Annotated in this window: 21 protein-coding genes; 3 read left to right on the top strand and 18 right to left on the bottom strand. The window is 41.8% G+C overall.

From position 1 onward, the window contains the following. Positions 1 to 12: 12 nt before the first annotated feature. The 6 genes from panC to mazG all read right to left on the bottom strand — a co-directional run bounded on the left by panC (position 13) and on the right by mazG (position 5010). Entirely contained in the window at positions 13 to 861 is an 849-nt protein-coding gene (panC, locus tag FTU36_RS06715) for a pantoate--beta-alanine ligase (protein WP_180093389.1), read from the bottom strand. Positions 862 to 864: 3 nt separating this feature from the next. Further along, positions 865 to 1674 (bottom strand): 3-methyl-2-oxobutanoate hydroxymethyltransferase, encoded by an 810-nt coding sequence (gene panB, locus FTU36_RS06710; RefSeq protein ID WP_180005387.1) that lies wholly within the window; start codon positions 1672 to 1674, stop codon positions 865 to 867. 46 nt (positions 1675 to 1720) lie between these two features. Next, positions 1721 to 2206: a 2-amino-4-hydroxy-6-hydroxymethyldihydropteridine diphosphokinase gene (gene folK / locus FTU36_RS06705; protein ID WP_180005386.1), complete on the bottom strand. Its 486-nt coding sequence runs from the start codon at positions 2204 to 2206 to the stop codon at positions 1721 to 1723. Then, positions 2203 to 3672 carry a polynucleotide adenylyltransferase PcnB gene (pcnB, locus tag FTU36_RS06700; protein ID WP_180005385.1) on the bottom strand — a complete coding sequence of 490 codons (1470 nt, stop codon included), beginning with the start codon at positions 3670 to 3672 and terminating at the stop codon, positions 2203 to 2205. Before pcnB ends, folK begins: the two co-directional genes overlap by 4 nt. A 134-nt stretch (positions 3673 to 3806) precedes the next feature. Next, positions 3807 to 4238, bottom strand: a complete 432-nt coding sequence (locus FTU36_RS06695) for a ComEA family DNA-binding protein (RefSeq protein ID WP_180117171.1) — start codon at positions 4236 to 4238, stop codon at positions 3807 to 3809. Further along, the gene (mazG, locus tag FTU36_RS06690; RefSeq protein ID WP_180117169.1) at positions 4216 to 5010 is read right to left on the bottom strand and encodes a nucleoside triphosphate pyrophosphohydrolase; all 795 of its coding nucleotides are present in this window, start codon (positions 5008 to 5010) and stop codon (positions 4216 to 4218) included. Before mazG ends, FTU36_RS06695 begins: the two co-directional genes overlap by 23 nt. Positions 5011 to 5114: 104 nt before the next feature. Between mazG and FTU36_RS06685 the strand changes: the two genes are divergently transcribed. Both FTU36_RS06685 and FTU36_RS06680 read left to right on the top strand, forming a co-directional pair. Next, on the top strand, positions 5115 to 5891 hold the full coding sequence (locus tag FTU36_RS06685; RefSeq protein WP_180117167.1) for an SDR family oxidoreductase: 777 nt from the start codon (positions 5115 to 5117) through the stop codon (positions 5889 to 5891). 165 nt (positions 5892 to 6056) lie between these two features. Further along, the gene (locus FTU36_RS06680; protein WP_078192655.1) at positions 6057 to 6476 is read left to right on the top strand and encodes a hypothetical protein; all 420 of its coding nucleotides are present in this window, start codon (positions 6057 to 6059) and stop codon (positions 6474 to 6476) included. A gap of 86 nt (positions 6477 to 6562) precedes the next feature. On the opposite strand, the gene FTU36_RS06675 is transcribed toward FTU36_RS06680, so the two are convergent. Further along, the gene (locus tag FTU36_RS06675) at positions 6563 to 7204 is read right to left on the bottom strand and encodes a 4'-phosphopantetheinyl transferase superfamily protein (protein WP_180117165.1); all 642 of its coding nucleotides are present in this window, start codon (positions 7202 to 7204) and stop codon (positions 6563 to 6565) included. 277 nt (positions 7205 to 7481) lie between these two features. Between FTU36_RS06675 and FTU36_RS06670 the strand changes: the two genes are divergently transcribed. Further along, positions 7482 to 8051: a hypothetical protein gene (locus FTU36_RS06670; protein WP_180117163.1), complete on the top strand. Its 570-nt coding sequence runs from the start codon at positions 7482 to 7484 to the stop codon at positions 8049 to 8051. Positions 8052 to 8127: 76 nt separating this feature from the next. Here the strand turns inward: FTU36_RS06670 and der are convergent, their stop codons facing one another. From der to FTU36_RS06615, 11 genes are all read right to left on the bottom strand, one after another. Further along, the gene (gene der, locus FTU36_RS06665; protein WP_078192658.1) at positions 8128 to 9537 is read right to left on the bottom strand and encodes a ribosome biogenesis GTPase Der; all 1410 of its coding nucleotides are present in this window, start codon (positions 9535 to 9537) and stop codon (positions 8128 to 8130) included. A gap of 173 nt (positions 9538 to 9710) precedes the next feature. Continuing rightward, positions 9711 to 10856: an outer membrane protein assembly factor BamB gene (gene bamB / locus FTU36_RS06660; RefSeq protein ID WP_078189607.1), complete on the bottom strand. Its 1146-nt coding sequence runs from the start codon at positions 10854 to 10856 to the stop codon at positions 9711 to 9713. Further along, the gene (locus FTU36_RS06655) at positions 10853 to 11551 is read right to left on the bottom strand and encodes a tetratricopeptide repeat protein (RefSeq protein ID WP_078192660.1); all 699 of its coding nucleotides are present in this window, start codon (positions 11549 to 11551) and stop codon (positions 10853 to 10855) included. Before FTU36_RS06655 ends, bamB begins: the two co-directional genes overlap by 4 nt. A 30-nt stretch (positions 11552 to 11581) precedes the next feature. Then, positions 11582 to 12877: a histidine--tRNA ligase gene (hisS, locus tag FTU36_RS06650; RefSeq protein WP_078189609.1), complete on the bottom strand. Its 1296-nt coding sequence runs from the start codon at positions 12875 to 12877 to the stop codon at positions 11582 to 11584. 3 nt (positions 12878 to 12880) lie between these two features. Continuing rightward, positions 12881 to 14002: a flavodoxin-dependent (E)-4-hydroxy-3-methylbut-2-enyl-diphosphate synthase gene (gene ispG, locus FTU36_RS06645; protein ID WP_180007218.1), complete on the bottom strand. Its 1122-nt coding sequence runs from the start codon at positions 14000 to 14002 to the stop codon at positions 12881 to 12883. Between the two features lie 23 nt (positions 14003 to 14025). Beyond that, positions 14026 to 14820: a RodZ domain-containing protein gene (locus FTU36_RS06640; RefSeq protein WP_180106349.1), complete on the bottom strand. Its 795-nt coding sequence runs from the start codon at positions 14818 to 14820 to the stop codon at positions 14026 to 14028. Then, positions 14811 to 15614 (bottom strand): type IV pilus biogenesis/stability protein PilW, encoded by an 804-nt coding sequence (gene pilW / locus FTU36_RS06635; protein ID WP_078189612.1) that lies wholly within the window; start codon positions 15612 to 15614, stop codon positions 14811 to 14813. Before pilW ends, FTU36_RS06640 begins: the two co-directional genes overlap by 10 nt. Before the next feature lie 15 nt (positions 15615 to 15629). After that, entirely contained in the window at positions 15630 to 16865 is a 1236-nt protein-coding gene (gene rlmN, locus FTU36_RS06630) for a 23S rRNA (adenine(2503)-C(2))-methyltransferase RlmN (protein WP_180117161.1), read from the bottom strand. Between the two features lie 129 nt (positions 16866 to 16994). Next, positions 16995 to 17426: a nucleoside-diphosphate kinase gene (ndk, locus tag FTU36_RS06625; RefSeq protein WP_078189614.1), complete on the bottom strand. Its 432-nt coding sequence runs from the start codon at positions 17424 to 17426 to the stop codon at positions 16995 to 16997. Positions 17427 to 17536: 110 nt separating this feature from the next. Continuing rightward, positions 17537 to 17737: a Fe-S cluster assembly protein IscX gene (gene iscX / locus FTU36_RS06620; RefSeq protein ID WP_078189615.1), complete on the bottom strand. Its 201-nt coding sequence runs from the start codon at positions 17735 to 17737 to the stop codon at positions 17537 to 17539. Positions 17738 to 17859: 122 nt separating this feature from the next. Continuing rightward, the gene (locus FTU36_RS06615; RefSeq protein WP_180117159.1) at positions 17860 to 18411 is read right to left on the bottom strand and encodes a phosphatase PAP2 family protein; all 552 of its coding nucleotides are present in this window, start codon (positions 18409 to 18411) and stop codon (positions 17860 to 17862) included. Between the last annotated feature and the right edge of the window lie 97 nt (positions 18412 to 18508).

Genomic DNA, 18508 nt, shown 5'->3' with positions numbered 1-18508 from the left:
CCCATAGCCGTTTTAAACTGCAGTATATTTAACCTGCATATTATCAATAAGACGTGTTGCGCCTAATTTAGCCGCAATAAACAACACCACGTCTTGATCAAATTCTTCAATTTTCTGTAATTCAGGTGTACGTGCTTCAACATAGTCCACAACAAAACCCGCTGCTGTCAATGTTGCTTTAATATTCGCTAACACATCTGCCAGTCGAGTTCCAGCATGTAATTCTGCCTCAGCCGTTTTCAAGCTTTGGTAAATCGTTGGTGCAATCGCACGATTTTCCGCACTTAAATAACCATTGCGTGAGCTCAATGCCAAACCATCTTCAGCACGAGTAATCGGCACACCAATCACTTCTAGTGGAATATTTAAGTCACGTACAAACTGACGAATCACTGCAAGTTGCTGGTAATCTTTTTGCCCAAAGAATGCAAAATTCGGTTGAACAATATTAAAGAGTTTTGTCACAACAACAGCAACACCGTCAAAATGACCCGGACGCTGTTCGCCACACAAATCATTGGTAATACCGCCCACGCTAATATTGGTTAAGCGCGGTTTGTTGCCATACATTTGTTCAACAGTCGGTGCAAACACGATGTCACAACCCACTTCAGCCAATAAGTGCTGATCTTGTTCCAAAGTACGTGGATAGTTGTCAAAGTCTTCATTTGGACCAAACTGAATTGGGTTAACGAAAATACTCACCACCACGACATCACACAGTTTACGTGCTTCACGAACTAAATTAAGGTGACCTTCATGCAAGTTCCCCATCGTTGGTACAAAACCAATGATTTTGCGCGCAGCACGTGCTGGATTTAGCGATGCACTTAAACCTTGAATCGTTGTTTCAGTTTTCATGTCTTACAGCTCAATTTGGAATGTATGTTCTTTGGCAGGGAAACTACCATCAAGTACGGCAGCATGATACGCCTTAAACGCATCCACAATTGCTGTTTCCCCTGCTTGCTCTTTCATAAAGTTGCGAACAAATTTCGCCACGTGACTAAACGTCAGTCCCAACATATCTTGTTGAACCAAGACTTGAGCATCCGTTTCTGCACCGGCACCGATCCCAATCACAGGTGTATTTGGGAATAATTCACTAATTTCTTTACCCACTTGGGCAGGAACACATTCCAAAAGTAAAATTGCTGCACCTGCATCAACCACAGCTTTACAATCTGCAATGAGTTGATCCGCGGTTTCGCGTGTACGTGCTTGCACTTTATAACCGCCAAACACATGAACCGATTGCGGAGTTAACCCTAAATGCACACACACTGGAATACCATTACGGGTCAATACTTCAACTGTTTCTGACAACCATGCGCCACCTTCCAATTTGACCATCTGTGCGCCTGCTTGCATCACGATCTTTGAATTCACTAAAGCGTCATTCAAAGTGGCATAGGTCATAAATGGCAAATCAGTCAAAATAAACGCATGTTTATTGCCACGACGCACTGCTGCAGTGTGATATACCATATCTTCAACAGTGACAGGTAAAGTCGAGTCATTGCCTTGAATGGTCATCCCCAATGAATCACCAATCAGAATACTATCGACTTCAGCAACTTCCATTGCTTTTGCCATGCTCGCATCATAGCAAGTCAGGCAGGAGAATTTGCGACCTTCCGCTTTAAATTTTTTCAAGTCACTTAGACTAATCATTTCAATATTCCTCAGATGACGGCTTTCTCAAGTGGTCATACAAAAATTAAAGATGGGCCCAGTTTCCTGCATCCAATACAGTTAAATTTGGATTATTCAAAATAGGTAAATCTTTTAATGGTTGTCCTTTAATCTGTAGATTCTCATCTAAATCCAACAAAGGTTTCAACACAAAATCACGTTCTAAAACACCAACATGAGGCACCGTCAAACGTTCATTTTGAATGTGCTGTTCACCATAAATCAGTAAATCTAAATCCAGTGTACGCTCCCCCCAATGACGTAGGCGTACACGCCCCGACTCTTGTTCAAAGCGTTGCAATTCATCCAACAAAGCCAAAGGTGCTAGATCAGTTTCTAATGCAACCGCTGCATTTAAATAATTCGGCTGATCTTGTGGCCCCATTGGTGGGCTTTGATACAGTTGTGAGACTTTTACAGTACCGAGTGTCGCAAGTTTATGCACCGCTTCACTGAGGATCTGTAGAGAATCACCTAAATTACTGCCTAAACCAATATATGTCAGCGTCATTGTGTTGGCCCAAAAATAACCTGAGTCAGATCTCGTTTCACACGTTTACGTTTTAAAATCGGATGATCTGCACCAATTTCACCACTGGCTGACGCTGCAACAATTGATACTGTCGCTGGACTGTTGGCATGTGATTTAGGCTTACGTTGACGGCGACTTCTGCTTTCTGGTTCATTCACAAGTGGTTCAATTTCAACTTGCTGATGTGCAGAAGTTTTCGTTTCCACATCTTCATGCGCCGCTTTACGACGACTCTTGGCACGTTGACGATTGTATTGGCTAATTGCCCGTTCTTTTTCGTCAGTGCTCATCTGCTGATAAGCATCCCACCACTGGCCCATACCTTGCGTGCTTGTATCACCCGATTTTTCACGCAGCAGCAAGAAGTCAAAGCCTGCACGGAAACGTGCATGACCTGAAAGTGCTTCAATTTGCTGTGGTTTTGGATTCAGCAAACGGGTTTGCATTTCCCAAACCTCACGAATAAACGTTTCGGCAAAGCGTGGAATAATGGTTCGTGTAGCTTGACGTTTCAATACATCTAAGCCCGCTTGAGCACGTGCTTCAGCTGGAACAACACCTTTATTCAGATAGAACGTACAACGTTCTTGGAACGGAATCCACAATAATACGGCATAGAAAAATGCAGGGTTAATGGTTTTCCCAATCGAAATACGTTGATCGGTATTTTTTGCTGCCAACTCAATAAATGGCGTTACGACCGGTTTGATATCTGCAAATAACTGATACCAAATACCAAAATCGATCAGCATCGGTAAGACGCGATTGAGATGCCCCATAGTAAAGAGTTTTTGTGACTCGTCGTATAAACGATGTGGAGACACATCACGCAGCAATTGAGTAAGTTCTGGGGTAAAGACATCCAGAATTTTTTCATCAATATTAAAGTTTAATTTGGCTGCAAAACGTAAAGTCCGAAGCATCCGCACAGGATCTTCTTCAAAACGTAGTTGTGGATCACCCAATAAACGCAACGTTTTATGCTTAATGTCATCTACTGCATGACAAAAATCTAGCACTTCACCTTTGCGTGGTTGGTAATACATTGCATTGATCGAGAAGTCACGACGTGCAAAGTCTTGCTCAATCGTACCCCAATTATTATCACGTAAAATCATGCCCGCAGCAGAAGTCACGGCTTTTTTAGGCGGCGCACGGAAGGTCGCAACTTCGATCAGTTCACGTCCTGAGTAGACATGCGCCAGCTCAAAACGACGACCAATAATTCGGCAACGTCGCCCGAAGACTTCTTTCACCTGAGCTGGTGTCGCATTAGTTACGGCATCAAAATCTTTAGGTGCATGACCCAACATTAGGTCGCGGACACCGCCACCCACGATATAAGCTTCATAGCCTGCCTTAGTTAAGGCATCAATCACATCTAAAATGGAAGAAGGTAATTGTGCGGTTGATAAACCACATTTGGACGCGCGCAAAGTTTGCAAAAGACGCTGTCTCCTACGTCTGAACGTAAAATTCTTAAGATGTCGCTAATGATATCTCTAACACAATCAAAGGGCAATTTGATTATCTCGATGCTCAAGCTGAGCTTAACCTAATTCTTTTTTTTACACTTCACTTAAAGTGCCAATTTTGCTTTATTTTTAGCAAACAGCGCAGGACCGATTCCCTTAACCTGTTGAATATCATCAATGCTTTTAAATAAGCCATTACTTTTACGATATTGCACAATGGCTTCTGCTTTTTTCTGACCAATCCCATGTAATGTTTGCAGTTCATCAACTGAGGCTGTATTTAAGCGTACTTGATCTGATCGGCTATTTTGCTGAGTGCTGGGTCGTGACAAATAATAGTTGGTATTGCTCGGTGCAGTTGTCGCTTTGGACTTCGAGGCCTCAGATTGCTTTTTTAATTGCTGATCTTGAGCTTGCTGCATGGCTTTCCATTCCGCGTAGCCCGAAGGGCTTTGCGCAAAAGTTAAATCTGCCATTAAACTCAAAACCAAGACAAGTAGTTGTGCAAAGCATTTATTCTTTAGGATGTAGTGCATATTCAGCCTGTTGTTTTAATTGTTGTTTTGTCTGTTCCCATAACTGATCCATTTCAGTCAGGGACAAGTCTTCTACATGTTTTTGTTGTAATGTGGCTTGTGCTTCAATATAAGCAAAGCGGCTTCTAAATTTATGAATGGTACTTAAAAGTGCCATCTCACTTGAGATGCCAATCTTACGTCCAACATTCACCAGAGAAAATAAGCAATCACCAAATTCATCAAATATTTCGTCGGATTTTTTGCCTGCTAAGGCCTCTTTTAACTCCCCTAGCTCTTCCTCAAGCTTGCCATAAGCCCCTTCAATATCTGGAAAATCAAAGCCAATTTTCGCCACATTTTTTTGGATTTCATCTGCTTGGCTTAATGCAGGAGCATGTTTAACTTCATCTAATCTAGATACTGATTTCCCTGCTTTTTCTTGTTGTTTAATCTGTTTCCATAGTGTTGCCACATCATCCGCATTGAGTGCTGAGAATTGCTCTGCCTGAAACACATGGGGATGACGGCGAATTAATTTATCTGTAATGGCTTGCACCACATCTTGAAAATCAAATGCGCCTTGTTCGCTATACATCTGCGACTGAAAAACCACTTGTAGTAATAAATCCCCCAGTTCATCTCGTACATCATCACTCTGACCTGAACGAACTGCCGCTTCAACTTCATAGGCTTCTTCGATGGCATAACGAGTCAAACTTTCTGGGGTTTGCTTTTGATCCCATGGACATTTTTCACGTAATTCTTTCATCACTGCTAATAATTGTTCCATGTGAACTCCAGCTATTTACTCATCAGTACATTGTTTCGATTACAGAATTTGATATGCTCAAAATTCACTCAAGGAATGAGCAACTCAATTCAGGGAAGCATAACATGCAAAGTATTTTTATTAGCGGTGCAGGACAAGGGATTGGCGCAGCAATTGCACGACTGTTCATACAACAAGGATATAAAGTTGGGCTCTACGACATTAACCAATCTCAAGTTACCTCCTTAGCTGCCGAACTCGGTAGCCATGCCAAAGCTGGACATTTAGATGTAACACAACCAGAGCAATGGCAAAGCGCTTTAGCTGAATTTGTTGTATGGGCAGGTCAGCTGAATATCTTAGTCAATAATGCCGGAATTCTGCATTCAGGCAGCTTTGAACATACGGAACTGTCTGCACACCACCGAACAATTGATATCAATGTCAAAGGGGTGATAAACGGTTGCTATGCGGCATTCCCCTATTTAAAACAAAGCAATTTTGCTCGTGTGATTAACCTCTCTTCGGCTTCAGCAATTTATGGACAAGCCCATTTAGCCAGTTATGCCACATCTAAATTTGCTGTCCGCGGGTTCACTGAAAGTTTGGATATTGAATGGCAAAAATACAATATTCGCGTTTTAGATGTGATGCCTTTATTTGTTCAAACCGCGATGGTGCAAGACATTGATGCCCAAAGCATTAAGAAAATGGGCGTCAATCTTCAACCGAGCGATGTCGCTCAGCAAATTTATGCCTTGGTACAAAAAAAGGATACTGTCTTAATGGCCACACATACACCTGTGGGGATGAAAGCTAAATTTTTATTTAATTTATCGAAGTTTAGCCCGCAATTTGTCAACCGCTTAAGTAATATTTGGATTGCACAAAAAACCAAATAGCAACGTGTTACTAATCATTTAATTTTGCAATCATATTTGTACGTAAATTACACAAAGTTACACAATTGTCACATTTTAACAGGACAAAATTCCTTTTTTTGAATAATATTCACCCGCCCATTACTTTCGGGCGTTTATTTTCTAACAATAAAAGTGAATTATTTCATGAAAAAATTACTTGTTCTTGCAACTGTTACTTCTATTTCAATTTCTGCTTTTGCTACAACTCAATTCGCATCTTCAGAATTAAAAGCGATGGATTGTGCAACTCTTGCTGTTGAAAAAGCGAATGCTAAGCGCTCTTTAGAAGCTGCTGACAAAAACATTGCAAACATCCAAGCATCTGCTCAAGCGCCAGGCAAATCATTAAGCAAATTTGCTGGTTTAGCGGGTGGCGCTCTTGCTGCTTTCGGTGGTAACTCTGAAAAAGCTGCTCGTGCAGGCAACATTGCAAACAGCTTGGCTGGTGAGCAAGATACTTCTGATGCAGGTAATCTTGAACTTCAACAAGCGAACAAATCTGCTGCTCAAGCAAACATCGACAACATTGGTATCTACCAAGGTTCTAAAAAATGCAAAATCTAATCTAAAGCCAGTTTAGATTGATTTAAAAAAAGCCCTGTTCAGCCAGAACAGGGCTTTTTTCATGGTGATTTATATGTCATACCGATTTATAAGACATTCAACTCAATATTAGGCAAATGAAAGCCTCGGCAAGATTGTTCACTTTGCCATGCCACCGTCAACATCACATGCGGCAGTTGAATATTCTGATAAGCAAAAGTGCCAATTGCGGGATGGCTACACATCCCACCATTCTGCTCAGGATGACACTGTGTATTCAGTTCATTCAGGTTCACTCGAATCCCTAAACCTGATGCTTTAAGTACCGCCTCTTTGGTGGTCCAAACTTTAAACCAAAAATCAGGATCATGCTCAAAGTTCTCCCAATTGAGCAATTCTTCGGGATGAAAGCTGTGTTGAGCCATCGCTTCAAAACGGACTTTTCGATTTAAATCCTCAATATCCACACCAATATTGGCGATTTTTTCACTACTGGCCAAAACATAATGCTGCTGGCTATGACTATGATTAAAATGAAAGTGTGGAAACTCAGGAAGAAAAGGCTTACCAAACGCAGACTTTGAAAAATCTGAATTTTCAAATGATCTATTAAGCCGCTGCGCAAGTAATTGATTGCGATATTGGTAAATGGCTTGTTTACGCACAGCAATTACCTCTTGACGACTCAAGCCATGCGGCTCCACAAAGAAGTCAGTAATTGCGCTATATTCAAGCTGAATTTTCGCCATAAGTTATTGATCCAATATCTTTTACACTACATCCATAACGCTATATTTTATGCGACTCTCCGACACAAAATACACCATAATACAGATGAGCGCATCGGTCCTTTGACTCATCGAGATTTTAAAACTCAGTTTAAAAATATTTCAAACCACTTAAGAAATACTTAATATTATAAATATATTCAAATACTTAAGTATAATAAATATTTCAAATACATCTTTAATTAGATAAAATACTCTAGATTCTTATAACTTTAATTTAAAACTCGGGGTAAACCAGATGCTAAGAAAAATCACCTTAATCAGTTCACTTTGCGTCCTACCATGTTTCGCTCAGGCAGGATTATTGGATGCAGCCGTTGCAGTAATGGGTGCCAAAAATGGCGCGATTATGGACCAAGCTGAAGCGCGTATGAATCAAAGCCGTCAAGAAGCTGCCAATGCTGTAGCTCAAGCAGACCGTGGCTATGCCTCAAATTTCAATCAAGCTAACCAAACCAACAATAGTGTTTATAGCACCAGTTATTTAAAAACCTTAGATTGCACTGATCTGAGCGTTGAACGTAAAACTTTCGAACGCACATTGGAAGCATCGCAACTGGCATTAAGCCAAGCGTCTGCACAGCAAAATAATCAAGTTTCAAAATGGGCTGGTCTTGCTGGCAACGCGCTATCCGCATTTTCAGGTCAATCTGAAACAGCCGCGCGTATGGGACAATTTGCGACAGCTTTTTCTGGCAATAAAAATACACAACAGGATAGCAGCAGTGCACAGCAAGCCATGGAAATTGCTCAAACTAATCTGGATAATATTGATATTTACCGCCAAGCTAAAAAGTGTAAAAACTAATTTCTACATCTTTTTAGATAAATAAAGTGAAATAAAAAAGCCTGCATATCTGCAGGCTTTTTTTGTTCATCTAAACTTAGCGTTTGAATTTCTTTTCCGCCTTTTTGAACTTCTGAACATAACGACGTTTACGTGCCGCCGTACGCTCATCGATTTGCGACTTACGACCTTCAAATGGGTTATCAGAGGTTTTAAATTCAATTTTGACTGGCGTACCTTCAAGTTTATAAACTTTACGGAACACGTTTTCTAGGTAACGACGATAGTCATTTGGCGTTTTATCGACCTTGTTACCATGAATTACAATCGTCGGTGGATTTTGTCCGCCAATATGCGCATAACGCATTTTGATACGACGACCTTGAACCATTGGTGGTTGGTGCGCATCCGTTGCATCATTCAAGATCTGAGTGATTTTCGCAGGTGATACTTTCAAATGCGAAGAATCATAAGCACGGTGGATCGATGGATAAAGATCACCAACACCTGTACCGTGAAGTGCAGAAATTAAGTGAATTTTTGCCCATGGAATAAAGTCAAAACGACGTTCAACATCTAATTTACATTGTTTACGGTCGTAGTCAGACATGTTGTCCCATTTGTTGATGGCAATCACCATCGCACGGCCTGCTTCAAGCGCATAACCGATCAAATGCAAGTCTTGCTCAACGATCCCTTCACGTGCATCGACAACAATAACCACAACATGCGCATCTTTCATCGCTTGTAAAGTTTTCACAATCGAGAATTTCTCGATCATTTCGTCCACTTTACCTTTACGACGTACACCCGCAGTATCGATTAATGTGTATTTACGGCCATCACGTTCAAATGGGATATAAATCGAGTCACGTGTAGTACCCGGCTGGTCAAATGCAACCACACGGTCTTCACCCAACAAACGGTTCACTAGAGTCGATTTACCCACGTTTGGACGACCAATAATCGCTAAACGTAAGCCTGTGTCTTTATCGTGTTGTTCTTCACTTTCATCTTCAGGCACTTCAGCTAACACTTCTTCAAGCATTTGCTGAACACCACGACCATGGCTGGCAGCCACTTGAAGTGGTTCACCCATACCCAATTTAAAGAATTCAACTAAAGCTGCTTCGGCATGTACACCATCAACTTTGTTGGCAACAAGATAAACTTTTTTACCCAGCGTACGTAAGTCACGTGCAATTTGCTCATCAGATGCCAATAAGCCTGCGCGAGCATCAACAACGAAAACAATAATATCTGCTTCATTAATGGCAGTTTTTGACTGTTCTGCCATGTACGAGTCGATACCGCCCTCAGTTTCGCCAATACCCCCAGTATCAACGACGATGAAGGATTTATTTTGATAAGTCGCGTCACCATACTTACGGTCACGAGTCAGACCTGCAAAGTCAGCAACGAGAGCATCACGGCTCTTGGTTATCTGGTTAAACAACGTTGATTTTCCGACGTTCGGACGACCAATGAGCGCAATTACGGGTTTCATAGATTAACCTTTATTCCAGATCAGCCAGTTTGGTCTGGTCTGAACATCAGAAAGCTTAGGAAGAATGGAAATAGGATAAATGCCTAAAATAAATAAAAACACGGGGCATTGATGATTCAATCCCCCGCGTTAAAAATACGGTTTGGCTTATTTTAACATAAGCCGCAGAAAAATTAACGGTTCTGCCAAATGCTTAATGCACCCTTACGTGTCGACACATATAATTGGTTGTCAATTACACGTAGTGAACGTACTTCACCACTGGTTTTAGAACGACCAACCAACTCGCCTGTCGCTGGGTTGATTAAGTGAAGTACACCATCCAGATCACCAACCACAAGGTCTTGACCTAACATCACTGGGTTACTCAAATTACGATTAAGCAATTGGTCATTTTCCCACAATGTTTGACCAGTGGTAATTTCATAAGCCACAATTTTACCATCAGTTTGTGTCACAAAGACACCATTGCCCGCAACTTCAGGACGCTGAATGCTACTCGCATCATTGCTCCAGATCACTTGTTGTGAGGCAAGATCAAGCGCTGTCACTTGGCCTTGGTAACTGGTGGTAATTAAAAATTGACCTGCTACAGTCGGTTCACCGTCAATATCAATGAGACGTTGTACATCTGAACGACCGTCTGACACTGCAACACGACGCTGCATTTTCGGAATACCGCTCAATGCATCAATCACATAGATATAGGCATTTGAAGAAGCGATGAGAACATGACGCGCATCGAGTGATACCGGTGCTGCCATACCACGTAAACTAAACTGCACATTTGGCAAGTTATAGGTCCAAGTTTGTTGACCCGTTGCCACATCGTTTGCGTATACCGTACCATCATTGGTGACTGAAATAACGCGACCTGCTTGAATCAACGACGGTGAAAGTAACGCGCCGGTTAATTGCGCAGTCCACTTTTGTTCACCTGTTGCCTGATCTAATGCAAATAATTGACCTTTTGCATTACCAACAACCACAATTCCGTCAGCTGCTTCTACACCTGCAGTCAAACCTTGTTTAGAGATTTTCTTCTGCCATAAACGCTCTTTGCCTTTGTAGGCTTGAACTTCACCATTAGGATTTACGCTAAAAACAACGCCATTATCTGCATCCATACGTAAACGCAGTGGATCTGCTTCTTCAGTTGAAGCCACACTGTTTGAAAATACAGGTGCTAAAGTTTTTGCCTGTTCCAATTTTGGTAAAGGATTTGGTTTTACTTTTTCTACTTTTCCTTTATTTGCACAACCAGCCAAAGCAAGTGTTAAAACTGTCAGCGCACAGGTAATTTTGTATTTTCTATTCATTCAGTTGCTTCCACTTGTGTATCTATAATCGGACGTTCAATTTCAGGATCATCAACTAAAACGCCTACACTTTCGAGTTTAATTTGTAAAATTTGACGTTCTTCTTGTCGCTCAACCAAAGCATCCCATGCACTTTGATAAACTTTCTTTGCATTTTCGATATCATTTTTCGCAACATAGACGTCGCCACGGGCTTCATCTGCAGTCGCTTGAAAAGCAGGTTCTTTAACTGCTTCTAAGGTTTTTAATGCTTCATCAAATTTCTTTTGCGCCAATTGTGCATACGCCAAACGTAATTTCACCAATTGAATTAAGCCTGCATCATCAACTTTTGAATTTTCAACTTTTTTCAAAGCTTTCTCAGCATTGGCATAATCGGCTTTATCATATGCCAATTTTGCCATAAGCAACTGAGTTTGGATGGCTTGTGGCGAATCTGGCGCTTCTTTTACAATTTTATCTGCAGTCGCAGAAAGTTGTGTAAAAGCGTCGCCAGTCGCCGACTGAGCATCATCCATTAACTGCTGTACTTTGGCTGTTTGCATTTGCGATTCAGCCAAAGTTTTCTTCTGCCAGTATTCCCATCCGAAAAAGGCAATCAACGCAATTAAAATGCCGCTAACAATGGCAGAGCCATATTTTTTAGCAAACGATTTTAAATTATCAAGTTGTTCTTCTTCACTCAATGCGCTCATGAAATTACCTTTTTCCTTATGTTATAGGGATTATTTTGAAGAAATTTTTTCGATAATGAAGGCAACAAAGTCTGCCACATTCACTTCGTGTTGTTCTGCAATAGCTAGCTCTTTCACCAGCACTTGCCCTGCTGCTTGCTCACGTTCACCGTAAATCACAGCAAATAAAGCGCCCGATTGGTCGGCTTTTTTCATTTGCGATTTCATTGAACCTTGTGAACCAACTTTTAAGCGAATGTTGCTACCCGCTGCTTCAAGTTGATCACGAATTTGTTCAGCAAGTACCAATGCCTTACCTTGAGTTGCAGGATCTGAAACCAAGAATAGCTCACAGTCACGCACTGGGGTATTGTCTTCCACTTGTTCAAGTAGAAGAAGCAAACGCTCCATACCCATTGCAAAACCAACAGCAGGCACAGACTGGTCTGCTTTACCTTTAAGCTGACCGACTAAACCGTCATAACGACCACCAGCACATACCGTTCCTTGAGAACCTAAGTGTGTAGTTGTCCATTCAAAGACCGTTTTATTGTAGTAGTCGAGACCACGAACCAACTTTTGATTGATCACAAAACCAATACCAGCGTCTGTCAAATACTGCTGCAATTGAGCAAAGTGAGCCAACGTTTCTTCACCCATAAAGTCGTGAAGTTTTGGCGCATTTTCCAAAATGCTTTGTGTTTTTGCATCTTTAGAATCCAAAATACGCAGTGGATTCGTAGTTAGACGTCGCTGAGAATCTTCATCTAAGTCATTTTTATGTGACTCTAAGAATTCAACCAATGCCGCACGATAAGCTGCACGTTCATCAGACTCACCTAATGTATTGAGTTCTAATTGAACTTTATCTGCAACGCCCATGCGTTTCCACAAACGCGCAGTCATTAAAATCAATTCTGCATCTTGATCTGGTGTTGCAACACCAAAGGTTTCTACGCCAAATTGATGGAACTGACGGTAGCGACCTTTTTGTGGTTTTTCATAGCGGAACATTGGGCCGACATACCATACACGCGGTGTAGCACCACGAAGTAAGTTATGTTCAAGCATTGCACGTACACACCCTGCTGTTCCTTCTGGACGCAAAGTCAAAGACTCAGGCGGATTACCTTTGTCTAAGAATGTGTACATTTCTTTTTCAACGATATCCGTTGCATCACCAATAGAACGTTTGAACAGATGAGTCTGCTCCACAATCGGCAAGCGAATTTGCTGATAACCATAAGCATCCATCAGGCTAGATAGATGCTGTTCTAGACGTCTCCATGCAGGACTTTGCGTAGGGAGAATGTCATTAAAACCTTTGATTGCGACGATTGAACTCATGATCTACTCAGAAAAACTTGTGCGAATAATCTCTTTAGCTTTAGCGTCTTCAAGATCGCTAACACGTTGACGAACCATCGCTTCGATTTCGTCAACCAACTGATTTGTGTCAATTAAATGGCTCTTTTCGCCATTACGATACACCAGTGAACGCGGACTTGCACCTACTACACCAATATCGGCTTCTTTGGCTTCACCCGGACCATTCACTTTACAACCAATCACCGATACATCCATTGGGGTACGAATATCTTCTAAACGCTCTTCCAATGTTTGCATGACTTTGATGACATTAAACTCTTGGCGTGAACAACTTGGGCATGCAATAAAGTTAATGCCGTTTGAACGTAAGCCCAATGATTTTAAAATATCAAAGCCAATTTTGATTTCTTCTTCAGGCTCTGCTGCCAATGAAATACGCATGGTGTCACCAATGCCTTCCATTAACAAACCACCTAAAGCGATAGCAGATTTGACTGAACCCGTGCGGTAGACACCTGCTTCAGTCACACCTAAGTGTAATGGGTTATCAATTTGTGCAGAAAGTAATCGGTAAGCATCCATCGTCAGAAAGACATTGGATGCTTTGACTGACACTTTAAATTCATGGAAATTTAAACGGTCTAAAATATCAATATGGCGCATTGCAGATTCAAGCAAAGCCTGACCTGTAGGCTCACCATATTTCTTTTGAATATCTTTTTCCAGTGAGCCTGCATTGACACCAATACGCATTGAAATGTCATTGTGCTTCGCTGCCGCAACCACTTCACGAATTTTGGCTTCAGAACCAATATTACCCGGGTTAATACGCAAACAATCTGCACCAAGGTCTGCAACACGTAAAGCAATTTTATAATCAAAGTGAATATCGGCAACCAATGGCACTTGCACACGTTTACGAATTTCACCAAAAGCTTCAGCAGCTTCCATACTCGGTACAGAAACACGCATGATGTCCGCACCGACGTCTACACAGCGCTGAATCTGTGCCACGGTCGCTTCGACATCACAGGTTTCAGTATTGGTCATACTTTGGATGCTGATCGGCGCATCACCACCGACATACACCGAACCTACTTTAATTTTACGCGTTGGACGGCGCTTAATTGGATTTTCAATCATTGTTCAGTCTGCTCTGTTGTCCCTTAACGTGATAAACGGAAATCTGCTTTGCCGTTTACGGTATATGGTGACAATGAAATATTTTCATTATTTAAGCTTAATGACACTGCTGTTGCATCATCCAAACGAATTTGGAATGGTGTTTCACCGTTTAAGTTGAGCGTCGATGCTTGACGACCTGTCGCCAACACCTTACCCGTCGAATCAACAATATGTACTGAAGTCGGGCTACTAAAGGTCAATGTCAATTGATCACCGCTGACTGTTGCATTCCCGCCATTCATGTCGAGGACTTGAACTTCTGAAGCGACATCATTGGTCACAGCGTCTTCATTATCGCTGCCCGAGGTCATGCCCTGAATCGCCGCCACGATCGCACCAATGACCACCAACACCGCCAATGCAATCAGACCACGTTTGATCCATTTACGATTACGGTCACGGTTAGACCCGGGTAATTTACCCATAATTTTAATCGGTGAATTATTTAACGCGTGATTTGGCAACAATCCCGTATCGTTGGCATAAATATCATCAAAACGTTGAATGATATTGGTGGCATCAACTTTTAAATATTTGGCATAAGTGCGGTAGTAACCTTTAATAAAGGTCGCTTCAGGCAATGACTTATAATCATCTTGCTCGAGTGCAGTCAGTGTTTTTAATGGAATATTGAGTTCTGATGCGACAGCTTCAAGTTCCAGTTTTTGCGTAATACGTACTTGACGTAAATACTCACCTGGGCGTTGTACATTTCCTAATGCATTTGGAGCTACGCTCGAACCATTCGATTGCGGTGAATTAGGATTTACTTCCATACGGCCTCAGTACTGTACTGTAATTGCAAATAGCGTTGGTATTCAGGACTTTCTGGGAACAAAGCACGTAACTGATTGACCAGTACTTGCATACCCAAATTGTCGCCATTGGCACGCGCTGTTCGAATGCCAATCCAGAGTGCACGCGCACCCTGATTTTTTTGTCCTACTGCACGTACAAATTGTTCATACATTTGTGTGGCAGCAGGGAACTGCTGATTCAAATAAAAGATTTCAGACAACTCTAACATTGAAACATAGGAATCACGATTAGCCTGCAAAGCTTGTTTGAATGATTTTTCAGCATTCGCCACATCACCCACTTTCAGGTAAATTCGACCTAAATTTTCCAATGCTTTGAAACGTTGATCATAACCTAAAGTTGAACCTGCGATGCTGAACTGTTCAATCGCATCATTATAGCGCTCAACTTGGTATAAATACGTACCGTAGTTGTTACGTGCTTGAGAATTTTTTGAGTCTGCTGAAATTGCACGCTTAAAATAACTATCTGCTTTTTCTAAGTTGGCTGGACTGCCTTCTCGTTGTAGTAAGACACCCATCATCATATTGGCCTGAGAATCGCGAGAATCCACCTCTAAAGCCTGATCTAATGCGCGTTTAGCAGAGTCCAAATCCCCTGCTTTCAGGTGTTCAACAGCCAATTGCGTTCTGATTTTTACGGCTTTCTCTGGGTCTTTTTTCCCAATCTCAGGCGTTTGACATGCTGTTAATGCCAAAACCGATGCACATAAAGCTGAAACGAAAGTGAACTTATACGTTAACTTTTTCAATTGGCTGCCTCTTTATTATCCTTGTGAGCGCAGTATCTCATTTTGCTGCGCAACTTTCTTTTTCCATTGCTCCGCACGACGAGTACGGTCAGCAACTTGCCCCACGAGTTGTCCACACGCAGCATCGATATCATCACCACGTGTCTGACGAATCGTACACACAAAACCGGCATCAGACAAAGTTTTTTGGAAAGAAATAATACGGTTACGGCTTGAACGACCGTATGGCGCATGCGGGAACGGGTTAAACGGAATTAAATTAATTTTGCTTGGTAAGTTTTTCAACAGCTTTAACATTTGCTGTGCATGTTCAGGATGGTCATTTACACCATCTAACATCACGTATTCGATGGTCACGTGTTTACGCGAACTTTCATTACCATCTTTTGCGATATAACGCTGACACGCTGCAATCAACTGTTCCAACGGATATTTTTTATTGATCGGAACTAGTTCGTTACGTAGTTCATCATTTGGCGCATGGAGTGAAATTGCCAAGGCTACATCAATGTCTTGTGCCAATTGGTCAATTTTAGGCACTACACCTGAGGTTGATAAAGTCACACGACGCTTCGACATACCATACGCAAAGTCATCCAACATGATACGCATTGAATTCAATACGGCGTCATAGTTCAACAGCGGCTCACCCATGCCCATCATCACTACGTTGGTCACTGAACGTTCACGATCCGCAACTGGCACATCTTCCATATAAGAGAAGTTCGCCACCCAAAGCTGTCCAATAATTTCAGCTTGACTCAAGTCACGTTGGAAGCCTTGTTTACCAGTTGAACAGAATGAACAGTCCAGAGCACAGCCCACTTGTGATGAAATACACAAGGTCTTACGTGCGCCGGTTTTATCTTCTGCAGGAATGAGCACAGTTTCAACCAATGAACCTGCACCTTCACCTACACGGAACACCCATTTACGAGTACCGTCTTTTGAGTAATTTTTATGCACCACTTCAGGCGCTTTAATTTCACAAATCTTTTCTAGTTTTTCACGCAATTTTCCAGAAATATTGGTCATTTCAGCAAAATCAGTCACGAAGAACTGATGAATCCATTTCATCACCTGCCCAGCACGGAACTTTTTCTCCCCCATATCTTCGAAGAATTTTTCCATTTGCGGACGTGACATGCCCAGTAAATTCACTTTCTCCACAGTATTTTGCTGCGTCGGAGCGGATGGAGATTGTTGCTGTGCATCAGAAACAGCTGATGTAGCGACTACTTCAGTACTCATGTGTAATTACCTAAACCATGTCTAAAGATCAAAGGAGAAGCTCAGTTATTGAGCAAAGAATTATTCAGAGAATAAAAATAAAAAAACCAGACAAGCAGTATACCACTTATCTGGTTTGAATACTGCGAATTAACGAGTACGTGGAGCGATCTCAGTTTGAGCGAAGAAGTAGTTAACTTCACGATCAGCAGATGCTACAGAGTCAGAACCGTGAGCAGCGTTTTCGTCGATGCTTACAGCGAAGTCTGCACGGATAGTACCAGGAGCAGCTTCTTTAGGGTTAGTTGCGCCAAGGATTTCACGGTGAGCAAGAACTGCGTTTTCGCCCTCAAGAACTGAAACTACAACTGGACCAGAAGTCATGAATGCAACTAGGTCACCAAAGAAACCACGTTCTTTGTGCTCAGCGTAGAAGCCTTCAGCTTCAGCTTGAGTCAAGTGTTTCATTTTAGTTGCAACGATTTGAAGACCCGCTTTTTCAAAACGAGCAAAGATGTCGCCGATGTGGTTTTTAGCAACTGCGTCTGGTTTAACGATAGATAAAGTACGTTCAATAGCCATGAGAGGCTCCTTAAGTCAATTTGACGTGAAAAATTTGCCGCATTATACCGAATAATGCGCTATTTTCTGCTTTTGCTATACAAAAAAAATTGCTTTTTTCGATGTAGGGATTAACTTGCCTCATCAATCCAGGCCATCTGAATTCCCTCAAGCAGACCTTCAGTCGACTTTTCAGGGTCATCAGTGAAATTTGGCAATGCACATACCCATGCATGTAGGTCAGTAAAGCGAATCCATTGCGGATCAACATCAGGGTGAGCTTCATACAGCTCAATTGCGATATCAATGGTATCTGTCCAGCGTAAACCCATGGGGTCTTCCTAACATCGTCTATAGAATGATGGCTTACTTTAACAAATTTCAGCAATTCGACGTGATAAACCCTTTTAATTTTTTTATTACCAGATTTTGCAATTGTGATTTCCACATCAAACTATAAAACCAAACCCAAAAGAGGTGCACAGAGAATAATCGCCGCACCCACTGCAGCACCTATAGCAGCACCGACAGCAACATCACTCGGGTAATGCAAACCTAAGATCATGCGAGATAATGCCACCAATAAGCTAAAGGGCAACATTAAGACCAACAGCATGGGTTGAATATAGCCCAGCACTGTTGTTGCCATGACCGCATGTAGAGTATGCCCCGATGGAAAACTAAAATGATCTAGTGGGCGTTCACCTAAGCGAATCACTTGATGCACTTGGTATGGTCTTGGGCGCACAGTTTTCTTTTTGAGGAGTTTATAGATCGAGGTGCCGACGGAACCACCCAGTAATACATAGACGATTTGTACACTGTAGGAGATGCCCTGCACGATCCAAACCGTCGCCAACATGACATACCAAAACACACCATCACCAAGTCGACTCACCATTTTAAATATGTCAGCAACAACTTGTTGATGTGAAAAATGATTGAGATAAATACAGCCTTTTAAATCGAGATGCAGCATTCTTGTTTTTGCATTTTTTAAATTCATCGCTAATCTCCTATCTACAGTCAAAGCCTGACTGTGTTGGGGTTGAGCTAGATTTGTGTTGTTATTTTTACAAGTTTAGATCTGTGTTTGACTCAGC

Origin of the sequence: Acinetobacter sp. YH12096 (genome assembly GCF_013419215.1) — a bacterium.
Lineage (GTDB): Bacteria > Pseudomonadota > Gammaproteobacteria > Pseudomonadales > Moraxellaceae > Acinetobacter > Acinetobacter amyesii.
Note: the sequence above shows the minus strand (reverse complement) of the source record. Positions and strands in the feature narration are given on the sequence as shown.

Bases quoted from the DNA above. Each gene is read 5' to 3' on its own strand.
- FTU36_RS06640 (WP_180106349.1), bottom strand. From the start codon at position 14,820: ATGGAAGTAAATCCTAATTCACCGCAATCGAATGGTTCGAGCGTAGCT.
- folK (WP_180005386.1), bottom strand. From the start codon at position 2,206: ATGACGCTGACATATATTGGTTTAGGCAGTAATTTAGGTGATTCTCTA.
- FTU36_RS06675 (WP_180117165.1), bottom strand. From the start codon at position 7,204: ATGGCGAAAATTCAGCTTGAATATAGCGCAATTACTGACTTCTTTGTG.
- panB (WP_180005387.1), bottom strand. From the start codon at position 1,674: ATGATTAGTCTAAGTGACTTGAAAAAATTTAAAGCGGAAGGTCGCAAA.
- iscX (WP_078189615.1), bottom strand. From the start codon at position 17,737: ATGGGTTTACGCTGGACAGATACCATTGATATCGCAATTGAGCTGTAT.
- FTU36_RS06670 (WP_180117163.1), top strand. From the start codon at position 7,482: ATGCTAAGAAAAATCACCTTAATCAGTTCACTTTGCGTCCTACCATGT.
- rlmN (WP_180117161.1), bottom strand. From the start codon at position 16,865: ATGAGTACTGAAGTAGTCGCTACATCAGCTGTTTCTGATGCACAGCAA.
- der (WP_078192658.1), bottom strand. From the start codon at position 9,537: ATGAAACCCGTAATTGCGCTCATTGGTCGTCCGAACGTCGGAAAATCA.
- FTU36_RS06680 (WP_078192655.1), top strand. From the start codon at position 6,057: ATGAAAAAATTACTTGTTCTTGCAACTGTTACTTCTATTTCAATTTCT.
- FTU36_RS06695 (WP_180117171.1), bottom strand. From the start codon at position 4,238: ATGCACTACATCCTAAAGAATAAATGCTTTGCACAACTACTTGTCTTG.
- FTU36_RS06615 (WP_180117159.1), bottom strand. From the start codon at position 18,411: ATGAATTTAAAAAATGCAAAAACAAGAATGCTGCATCTCGATTTAAAA.
- FTU36_RS06685 (WP_180117167.1), top strand. From the start codon at position 5,115: ATGCAAAGTATTTTTATTAGCGGTGCAGGACAAGGGATTGGCGCAGCA.
- ndk (WP_078189614.1), bottom strand. From the start codon at position 17,426: ATGGCTATTGAACGTACTTTATCTATCGTTAAACCAGACGCAGTTGCT.
- mazG (WP_180117169.1), bottom strand. From the start codon at position 5,010: ATGGAACAATTATTAGCAGTGATGAAAGAATTACGTGAAAAATGTCCA.
- hisS (WP_078189609.1), bottom strand. From the start codon at position 12,877: ATGAGTTCAATCGTCGCAATCAAAGGTTTTAATGACATTCTCCCTACG.
- bamB (WP_078189607.1), bottom strand. From the start codon at position 10,856: ATGAATAGAAAATACAAAATTACCTGTGCGCTGACAGTTTTAACACTT.
- panC (WP_180093389.1), bottom strand. From the start codon at position 861: ATGAAAACTGAAACAACGATTCAAGGTTTAAGTGCATCGCTAAATCCA.
- FTU36_RS06655 (WP_078192660.1), bottom strand. From the start codon at position 11,551: ATGAGCGCATTGAGTGAAGAAGAACAACTTGATAATTTAAAATCGTTT.
- ispG (WP_180007218.1), bottom strand. From the start codon at position 14,002: ATGATTGAAAATCCAATTAAGCGCCGTCCAACGCGTAAAATTAAAGTA.